Origin of the sequence: Marivita sp., assembly GCF_020055635.1 — a bacterium.
In the GTDB taxonomy this organism is placed as follows: Bacteria; Pseudomonadota; Alphaproteobacteria; order Rhodobacterales; family Rhodobacteraceae; genus Marivita.
The window spans coordinates 23,167-31,931 of the sequence record NZ_JAIPUT010000048.1 but is presented as its reverse complement, the minus strand read 5'-3'; the positions used below and the strand labels follow the sequence as shown (position 1 = coordinate 31,931).

Below are 8,765 nucleotides of genomic sequence, written 5' to 3'. Positions count from 1 at the left end.
TGGGACAAGCTGCGCACCGACCCGATCATCCGGATGATGGTGATCTCGCTTGGCTTCTACGGCATGTCGACCTTTGAAGGTCCGATGATGTCGATCCGCGCGGTGAACTCACTGTCGCACTACACGGACTGGACCATCGGTCACGTGCATTCCGGTGCGCTTGGCTGGAACGGCATGATCACCTTCGGTGCCCTGTACTTCCTGGTGCCGAAGCTCTGGAACCGTCAGCGGCTTTACAGCCTGAGCATGGTCAGCTGGCACTTCTGGCTCGCCACCATCGGCATCATTCTCTACGCGGCCTCGATGTGGGTCACGGGGATCATGGAAGGCCTGATGTGGCGTGAAGTCGATGCAAACGGGTTCCTCGTGAACAGCTTTGCCGACACCGTGAGCGCCAAGTTCCCGATGTATGTCGTGCGTGCCCTTGGCGGTGTGATGTACCTCACCGGTGCCCTCATCATGTGCTACAACCTTTGGATGACTGTGAAGCGCAGCCCGGCAAAAGACGCCGTGGCCAGCCCCGCAGCCGTCGCGGCCGAATAAGGAGGCTTGGACAATGGGTATTCTTGACAAGCACAAGATTATCGAAACCAACGCGACGCTGTTGCTGATCCTCAGCTTCCTTGTCGTGACCATCGGCGGGCTGGTGCAGATCGTGCCGCTTTTCTACCTCGAGAACACGATCGAGGAAGTTGACGGGATGCGCCCCTACACGCCGCTCGAACTGACGGGGCGGGACATCTATGTGCGCGAAGGCTGCTATGTGTGCCACAGCCAGATGATCCGCCCGATGCGGGACGAGGTCGAACGCTACGGTCACTACTCGCTGGCGGCGGAATCGATGTACGACCATCCGTTCCAGTGGGGTTCCAAGCGGACCGGGCCCGACCTTGCCCGCGTCGGTGGCCGCTACTCGGATGACTGGCATGTCGATCACCTGCGCGATCCGCAATCGGTTGTGCCGGAATCGGTGATGCCGAAATATGGCTACCTCGAAGCGACCCTGCTGGATGGCGAATATGTCGGCGATCTCATGGCCACCCATGCCTTCGTCGGTGTGCCCTACAGCGACGAGATGGTCGAAGCCGCTCGGGAAGACTTCCGGGCCCAGGCCGACCCCGACAGCGACTTCGACGGTCTCATGGAGCGGTATGGCGAGAGCGTGAATGTGCGCAACTTCGATGGTCAGCCGGGCGTGTCCGAAGCGGATGCCCTGATCGCCTATCTCCAGATGCTGGGCACGCTGGTCGATTTCTCGACCTTCACACCAGACGCAAGCCGGTAAGGAGGAAACCATGGAAACCTACACGTTCCTTCGTCACTTCGCCGACAGCTGGATGCTGCTTGTCCTCTTCCTGTTCTTTGTCGGGGTGATCTTCTGGGTCGTCCGTCCGGGCAGCAGGAAGACATATCAGGACACCGCCAACATTCCGTTCCGCAACGAAGACAAACCCGCCGCATCCAGGGAGGCGAGGACATGAGCAAGAAGCAAGACGACGACCTTGATTATGAAACCACCGGTCACGAGTGGGACGGAATCAAGGAATACAACAAGCCTCTTCCGCGCTGGTGGCTGTGGACTTTCTACGCCACGATCGTCTGGGCCGTGCTCTATACGATCGCCTATCCGGCCTGGCCGGGCATCAGGGAGGCCACACCCGGCCTTCTGGGGTTCTCGACGCGGGCGCAGGTGGCTGAAGACATCGCCTCTTTCGAAGCAGCCAACGCGGGCATCAACGAGCGACTGGCATCGGTCGAGCTGACCGAAATCGCGCAGGATCCGGACCTGAACCAGTTTGCGCAAAACGCCGGTGGCGCGGTTTTCCGCACCTGGTGCGCACAGTGCCACGGGTCGGGCGCGGCGGGGGCCAAGGGCTATCCGAACCTGCTTGACGACGACTGGCTCTGGGGTGGCGATATCGAAGCGATCCACGCAACAATCGCGCATGGTATCCGCAACGAAGACGATCCCGACGCGCGCTGGTCGCAAATGCCGGCCTTTGGCGAGATTCTCGCCGAGGAAGAGATCGCACAGGTGGTCAACTACGTGATGTCGCTGTCCGAAGAACCGCGGGACGCGTCCATGGTCGAAGCCGGCGAGACCGTCTACCTGGACAATTGTGCCGCATGTCACCTGGATGATGGCACCGGCGATCGCTGGCAGGGCGCGCCGAACCTCACGGACGCCATCTGGCTCTACGGTGGGGACTACGACACGCTGATGGAAACGGTGACCTATTCTCGCTTCGGCGTCATGCCGCCTTGGACCGACCGTCTGAGCGAAGCCGAGATTCGCGCTGTGGCCGCCTATGTGCACGGCCTGGGCGGGGGTGAGGCTCCGGCGGAGTAGATCGCCCTTACCGATACCGTCCGGCCTCGCGGGGTCGGACGGCACAGCGCCGGGGCTTCTTTCTGTTCGCGCGTTTCGGAGCACCGGCGCATCTTGATCAAGTATAATACCCTATCAGACCGCGCAGGGACCTGTGTCCTGCGCGGTCTTTTTGTGTCCGCCGGACCCGACCTGACCCGTATGCTGGACGCTTCCAGCCGAATCGCCGTGGCGGAAGACCTTGAAGTCGGGCGCCTGGTGGCCATATTCGGAGACCGGCTGGGAAGGGCCACCATCTTGTCGCCCGCCCCGGCGTTCTACCCAGGCCACTCAAGGTATTCCTCCGGCGAATCCGCCGCGTCGGCGCAAAAACCTGAGTTAAAGATACAGTATTTGATGCAAGTCAAAGCCTGGCATCTCCGGGCCTGAGAAAAGACGCTCAAGCCAATCCGTCTCTGGGAGCAAATTCTCTCGTGTCTCAAGCCGAAAACACAACGCCGCCGAAGCTTTATGCTGCGCGCGAACCGATTTTTCCCAAGCGTGTGAAAGGCAACTTTCGCAGCTTCAAATGGATCATCATGATCGTCACGCTGGGCATCTACTATGTCACGCCGTGGATCAGGTGGGACCGGGGGCCACAGCTTCCGGATCAGGCGGTCCTGATCGACCTTGCCAACCGACGCTTCTTTTTCTTCTGGATCGAGATCTGGCCGCACGAGTTCTACTTCGTCGCGGGCCTGCTTATCATGGCGGGGCTGGGCCTCTTTCTGTTCACCTCGGCGCTGGGTCGCGTATGGTGCGGCTATGCCTGTCCGCAAACGGTCTGGACCGACCTTTTCATTCTGGTCGAACGCTGGATCGAGGGCGACCGCAATGCGCGTTTGCGCCTGCACCGGCAGGAAAAGATGGATTTCCGCAAGGCGCGGCTGCGCCTGACCAAATGGGTGAGCTGGTTCCTGATCGGCCTGGCCACAGGGGGCGCATGGATCTTCTATTTCGCCGATGCCCCCACGCTGTTGCGCGACCTGGTGACCGGGCAGGCGCATCCGGTGGCCTATACCACCATGCTGATCCTGACCGCGACGACCTTCTTTTTCGGCGGTTTCGCGCGGGAACAGATCTGCAATTATGCCTGCCCCTGGCCGCGCATCCAGGCCGCGATGATGGACGAAGACACGCTGACCGTGGCGTATCGCGAATGGCGGGGCGAGCCGCGCGGCAAGCACCGCAAATCCGAAGGATCCGAGCAGTTGGGCGACTGCATCGACTGCATGGCCTGCGTGAACGTCTGCCCGGCGGGTATCGACATCCGCGACGGTCAGCAGATGGAGTGCATCACCTGTGGCCTGTGCATCGACGCCTGTGACGACATCATGGAAAAGATCGGCAAGCCGCGCGGCCTGATCGACTATCTCGCCCTGTCGGATGAACCGCGCGAGCGCGCCGGCGAGCCGGCCCGGTCCCCGTGGTTCCACATCTTCCGTGTTCGCACGATGATGTACACGGCGCTCTGGGCGCTGGTCGGCATCGGCCTTGTTTTCGCGCTGTTCATCCGTCCGGAGATCGACATGACGGTCGCCCCGGTGCGCAACCCGACATTCGTCACGCTGTCCGATGGCTCGATCCGCAATACCTACGATGTGCGTCTGCTGAACAAGCACGGCGAGGATCGTCCGTTCCGCATGTCCGTGGTGGGCCATCCGGCCTTGCGCGTTCAGCTTGAGGGAACGCCCTACGAAACCGTCGATGTGCCGGCGAACGAAACCTATCTGCAGCGGGTCTATGTCGTCGCAGCCCCCGGGTCTGACCCGGCGGAAGACGAACGCACCGAAATCCGGTTCTGGGTCGAGGACCTGACCAATGGCGACCGCGCCTATACGGACAGTATTTTCAACGGGAGGAGCAACTGATGACCAAGGAACGCAAACTCACCGGCTGGCATGCTCTGGCGATCTTCGGCAGCTGTTTCGCGGTCATCATCTCGGTCAATCTGCTTCTCGCCTATTCGGCAGTATCGACCTTTCCGGGCCTGGAGGTGAAGAACTCGTACATCGCGTCGCAAAGTTTCGACGATCGCCGCGCCGACCAGCAATCCCTGGGGTGGACCGTGCGGGCCGACGCCAAGGGGGGGCTGCTGATCCTGAGCATCACAGACGCAAATGGCCGACCGGTTCAGACCGGCAGCCTTGACGCTGTGCTGGGGCGCGCCACCCATGTTCAGGATGACCGGAGCCCGGAGTTTTCGTTTGATGGCCGCGCCTATGTCGCGCGCGAAACTCTCAAGCCGGGTAACTGGAATATCCGCATGAAGGCCACGTCGCTCGACGGGATTCCGTTCGAACAGCGTGTGGTCCTGCACGTCGAAAGCTGATCCGTGACCGTCGCGATGCGCCCTCCGACCTCGGCCTGTCCGGCCTGTTCCGCCGCGCCTGCGGCAGAAGCGCTGGCCGACGCGGCTTTGCCGAAGGACGTCAACATCGTTCTGTCGCTGCCCGCGATCCATTGCGCCGCCTGCATCTCGGGGGTCGAACGCATCCTTGCCGCAACGCATGGCGTCAAGGGCGCGCGCGTCAACCTCACGCTCAAGCGGGCACAGGTCGATGCAGCGCGGGATGTGACGGCGGATGATCTTGTCAGGGTGCTTGAAAGGGCGGGCTACGAGGCGCATGAGCTCGATTCGACGGCCCTGCGCGCCACCGAGACCGACAAGGCGGGCCGCGATCTGTTGATGCGCCTCGCCGTGTCGGGATTCGCGGCGATGAACATCATGTTGCTGTCCGTCGCGGTCTGGTCCGGCGCGGATGGACCGACGCGGGACATGTTCCACTGGATTTCAGCCGCCATCGCGCTTCCGACGATCGCGTTCTCGGCGCAGCCCTTCTTCAAGCATGCCTGGACTGCGCTCAGGGCAGGGCGGCTCAACATGGATGTGCCGATCTCGCTTGCCATCGCGCTGGCGGTTGCGACATCGCTCTGGGAAACGTCGCTTTCGGGGGAACACGCCTATTTCGACGCGGCGATCACGCTGACCTTCTTCCTGCTTGCGGGGCGTTACCTCGATCACCGCACCCGCTCTGCCGCGCGCTCTGCCGCCGAGGAGCTTGCCGCGCTGGAAGTTCCGCGCGTCTCGCGTGTTACCGCCGATGGAGAGGAACAGGTCGCCATGTCCGCGCTCGCCGTCGGCGACCTGATCCGCGTGCGGCCCGGAGGACGGATGCCGGTGGACGGTGAGATTGTCGAAGGGCAGTCCGAACTGGACCGGTCGCTTCTGACCGGCGAAACCCGCCCGATCTATGCCGGACCCGGTTTCGATGTCAGCGCAGGCGAAGTGAACCTGACTGGCCCGCTGACCATCCGTGCCAGCGCTGTTGGCCGCGACACGTCTTTGCACCGCATGGCAGATCTTGTCGCCATCGCCGAATCCGGTCGGTCGCGTTACACATCGCTCGCCGACAAGGCGGCCAAGCTCTATGCGCCGGGGGTGCATATCCTGTCGGCCCTGGCCTTCCTGGGCTGGTATTTCTATACCTTCGATCTTCGCACTGCGCTGAATATCGCGGCGGCGGTCCTCATCATCACCTGCCCCTGTGCGCTGGGTCTGGCCGTGCCCGCGGTCACGACGGCTGCCTCAGGTCGGTTGTTCCGCAAGGGCCTTCTGATCAAGGACGCCACCGCGCTCGAACGGATGGCCCAGGTGGACACGGTTGTCTTCGACAAGACCGGGACGCTGACTGCGGGAACGCCCGAGGTCACCAATCTGAACGACCATTCGCGCCAGGATCTTGGGATCACGTTTGCCCTTGCTGAAGGGTCATCGCACCCGCTGTCGCAGTCGCTCGCCAAGGCAATTGCGGCGCTGGGCGTTCCGGCGGCCAAGGTGACCGATATTGTCGAGGTGCCGGGACACGGCACCGAGGGGCGCTGGAAGGGCCAGACCGTGCGCCTTGGGCGGAGCAGCTGGGTTGGCGGGGGCGAAGTAACGGAGACCTGCGCGTGGTTGCGCGTGGGCGACACGGTGGCCGATCCGTTCCGCTTTGCCGATCAGATCCGTGACGGCGCAGAAGCGCTTGTGAGCCGTCTTCAACAGGACGGCTACGACGTGATGCTGATGTCCGGCGACACCACCCCTGCCGTCGAGGCCTTTGCGACACGCATTGGTATCACCAGGTGGATTGCCGAGGCGCTGCCCGAAGACAAGGCAGCAAGGATTGCCGATCTGACAGAGTCGGGAAAACGGGTTCTCATGGTCGGCGATGGCCTGAACGACACGGCGGCGCTGGCCGGTGCGCATGCATCGATCTCGCCTGCCTCGGCTCTCGACGCGGCGCGGGTTGCGTCCGACGTGGTGTTGCTGGGCAATTCGCTCGAGCCGATTGCCGATGCGCTTGTCACATCGCGCAAGGCGATCAGGCGTATCCGTCAGAACTTCAGCATCGCGACATGGTACAACGTCATCGCGGTTCCCCTGGCCGTCGCGGGATTGTGTTCGCCTCTGATCGCCGCATTGGCGATGTCGACCTCATCCATTACGGTGTCCCTGAACGCATTGCGCCTGAAATGACCCGGAGCATTCGATGAACGTGCTGGCCTATCTCATCCCCGTGTCGCTGATCCTTGGCGGGATCGGCCTGATCGCCTTTGTCTTCACGGTGAAGTCCCGGCAATACGATGATCCCGATGGCGCGGCTGAACGGATCCTGTCAGACGATTACGACGATCACCCCAAGTCCTGAGACCTGCGCTCAGCCCGGCCCGATCATGAAACAGGTGACCTGCCGGGCCTGAAGCCTGCGGCAGGCAAGGTCCGCCGCTTCGCGGGTCAGTCCCATGAAGTTCGCATCAAAGCCCCGCGCGCCATTGACCACCTTGCGCAGGGACCCGTCCAACGTGGCCATTTCCGACAGCGCCGTGGTGAGCAATGCCTTTTCTGCGGCATGGCGGCTGGGATAGCGTCCGACATTGATGCCCCAGTGACGCCCACCCGAGGTCGAGATGCGGGTCACCACTTCGGCTTCACGTGTCTCGACCGGCTGCGTCGCGTCTGATGTGCCTGTCGATGCCGAGGCCAGGACGATCGTCCTGGGGCGGACGACCGGTTTGATGGAGGCGCTCGGGGCGATCTTGTCTGTCCCCGAGGCGGCGCTTGGCGGGGCTGTTGCCGGGGCCGCCGTGGCCAAGGCCACCTTGGCTGCCGTCGCGGCGACTTCCTGAACATCTTCGGTCTGGACTTCGGCGAGAACCGATTGAATGTCGTCCTGAAGCGTGGCGACGAGCGCGTCGGGCAGCACCGGTTCGGCAACAGGCCGTGCAATCGGCCGGAGGCTGGTCTTGACGGCGGCGGCGACCACGCGGATCGACTTTGCGCGGGTATGGGTAGCCGGAGTCTGGCTTCTGGCGATGACGGTTTCCGTGGTCGAGGACACGGTCGGGCCCAGATAGGGCGGTTTGCGCGGCGTGCGCAGCGCCATGCGCGCAGGTGCCTTGTTAAAGCCCAAATCCATCAGCTTTGCCACCTGGGCGTTGCGCGACGCGGTTGAATTTCCGCCGAACACCGTCACGATGATCCGCTCTCCGCCGCGTTCCGCCGAGGCGGTCAGGTTGAAACCCGCTGCGCGGGTATATCCGGTCTTGATACCATCCGCGCCGCGGTAGCTGTCGAGGAACCGGCGGTTCGTATGGGCCACGGTCTTGATCCCGGCATCCGTGCTGCGGCGCGAGAACAAGTTGTAATATTGCGGATAGTCATAAAGCACATGTCGTCCGAGGATCGTCATGTCCCGGGCTGTCGACTGATGCCCGCTTTCGGTCAAGCCATGCGCGTTCTTGAAGGTGGTGCGGTTCATGCCGAGCGCCTTGGCGGTGCGGTTCATGCGCCGCGCAAAGGCCGCTTCCGACCCTGAAATGGCTTCCGCGATCGCGGTGGCTGCGTCATTGGCCGATTTCACGGCCGCCGCACGGACAAGATAGCGCAACTGGATCGTCGATCCGGAGCGCAGGCCCAGCTTGGAAGGGGGTTCGGAGGCCGCTTTCCGCGAGATGCGCACCTTCGTGTCCATGCTGATCTCGCCGTTCTGCACCGCTTCGAACACGACGTAGAGCGTCATCATCTTGGTAAGCGAGGCGGGGTGCAGGCGGGTGTCCGCGTTATCGGCGTGAATCACCTCGCCATTGCGCGCATCCATCACCATGGCCGCATAGGGAGCCGCCATCGCGCTCATCGGCAGCAGAACCGCCAACCAGATTGCAGTGATTACGTACAGACCTACCCGGCCCGGCCTTTTGCGCCGTCCCACCACGTTTTCCGCCTTCTCTGCCTCGAGCTGCCGGATTGTTCCGGTCAGCATTATTATTGATAAAAGGCTAGCACATGAGGGGTGAGCGATAAAGCCCTTATTTTTATGCCTTTTTTGTGCAATTTTGTACCGTGGCGGCGCAA

Annotated in this window: 9 protein-coding genes; 8 read left to right on the top strand and 1 reads right to left on the bottom strand. The window is 62.6% G+C overall.

What is annotated here, in order from left to right; all coding sequences use genetic code 11:
- From LCF60_RS18300 to ccoS, 8 genes are all read left to right on the top strand, one after another.
- Nucleotides 1-543: cbb3-type cytochrome c oxidase subunit I (locus LCF60_RS18300; protein ID WP_292293762.1), on the top strand; the 543-nt coding region annotated here is incomplete at its 5' end.
- A 13-nt stretch (nucleotides 544-556) separates the two neighbouring features.
- Entirely contained in the window at nucleotides 557-1,285 is a 729-nt protein-coding gene (ccoO, locus tag LCF60_RS18295; RefSeq protein WP_292293761.1) for a cytochrome-c oxidase, cbb3-type subunit II, read from the top strand.
- A 10-nt stretch (nucleotides 1,286-1,295) separates the two neighbouring features.
- Entirely contained in the window at nucleotides 1,296-1,481 is a 186-nt protein-coding gene (locus tag LCF60_RS18290; protein ID WP_292293760.1) for a cbb3-type cytochrome c oxidase subunit 3, read from the top strand.
- Nucleotides 1,478-2,350: a cytochrome-c oxidase, cbb3-type subunit III gene (ccoP, locus tag LCF60_RS18285; protein ID WP_292293759.1), complete on the top strand. Its 873-nt coding sequence runs from the start codon at nucleotides 1,478-1,480 to the stop codon at nucleotides 2,348-2,350. The genes LCF60_RS18290 and ccoP overlap by 4 nt, the downstream gene beginning before the upstream one ends.
- Nucleotides 2,351-2,802: 452 nt before the next feature.
- Nucleotides 2,803-4,239: a cytochrome c oxidase accessory protein CcoG gene (gene ccoG, locus LCF60_RS18280; RefSeq protein WP_292293757.1), complete on the top strand. Its 1,437-nt coding sequence runs from the start codon at nucleotides 2,803-2,805 to the stop codon at nucleotides 4,237-4,239.
- Nucleotides 4,239-4,700 carry a FixH family protein gene (locus LCF60_RS18275; protein WP_292293756.1) on the top strand — a complete coding sequence of 154 codons (462 nt, stop codon included), beginning with the start codon at nucleotides 4,239-4,241 and terminating at the stop codon, nucleotides 4,698-4,700. The genes ccoG and LCF60_RS18275 overlap by 1 nt, the downstream gene beginning before the upstream one ends.
- A 3-nt stretch (nucleotides 4,701-4,703) precedes the next feature.
- Complete coding sequence (locus tag LCF60_RS18270; protein ID WP_292293755.1) at nucleotides 4,704-6,890, top strand: heavy metal translocating P-type ATPase; 2,187 nt, start codon at nucleotides 4,704-4,706, stop codon at nucleotides 6,888-6,890.
- A 13-nt stretch (nucleotides 6,891-6,903) separates the two neighbouring features.
- Nucleotides 6,904-7,062: a cbb3-type cytochrome oxidase assembly protein CcoS gene (gene ccoS / locus LCF60_RS18265; protein WP_292293754.1), complete on the top strand. Its 159-nt coding sequence runs from the start codon at nucleotides 6,904-6,906 to the stop codon at nucleotides 7,060-7,062.
- A 9-nt stretch (nucleotides 7,063-7,071) separates the two neighbouring features.
- On the opposite strand, the gene LCF60_RS18260 is transcribed toward ccoS, so the two are convergent.
- Nucleotides 7,072-8,547: a D-alanyl-D-alanine carboxypeptidase family protein gene (locus LCF60_RS18260; protein WP_292293766.1), complete on the bottom strand. Its 1,476-nt coding sequence runs from the start codon at nucleotides 8,545-8,547 to the stop codon at nucleotides 7,072-7,074.
- Between the last annotated feature and the right edge of the window lie 218 nt (nucleotides 8,548-8,765).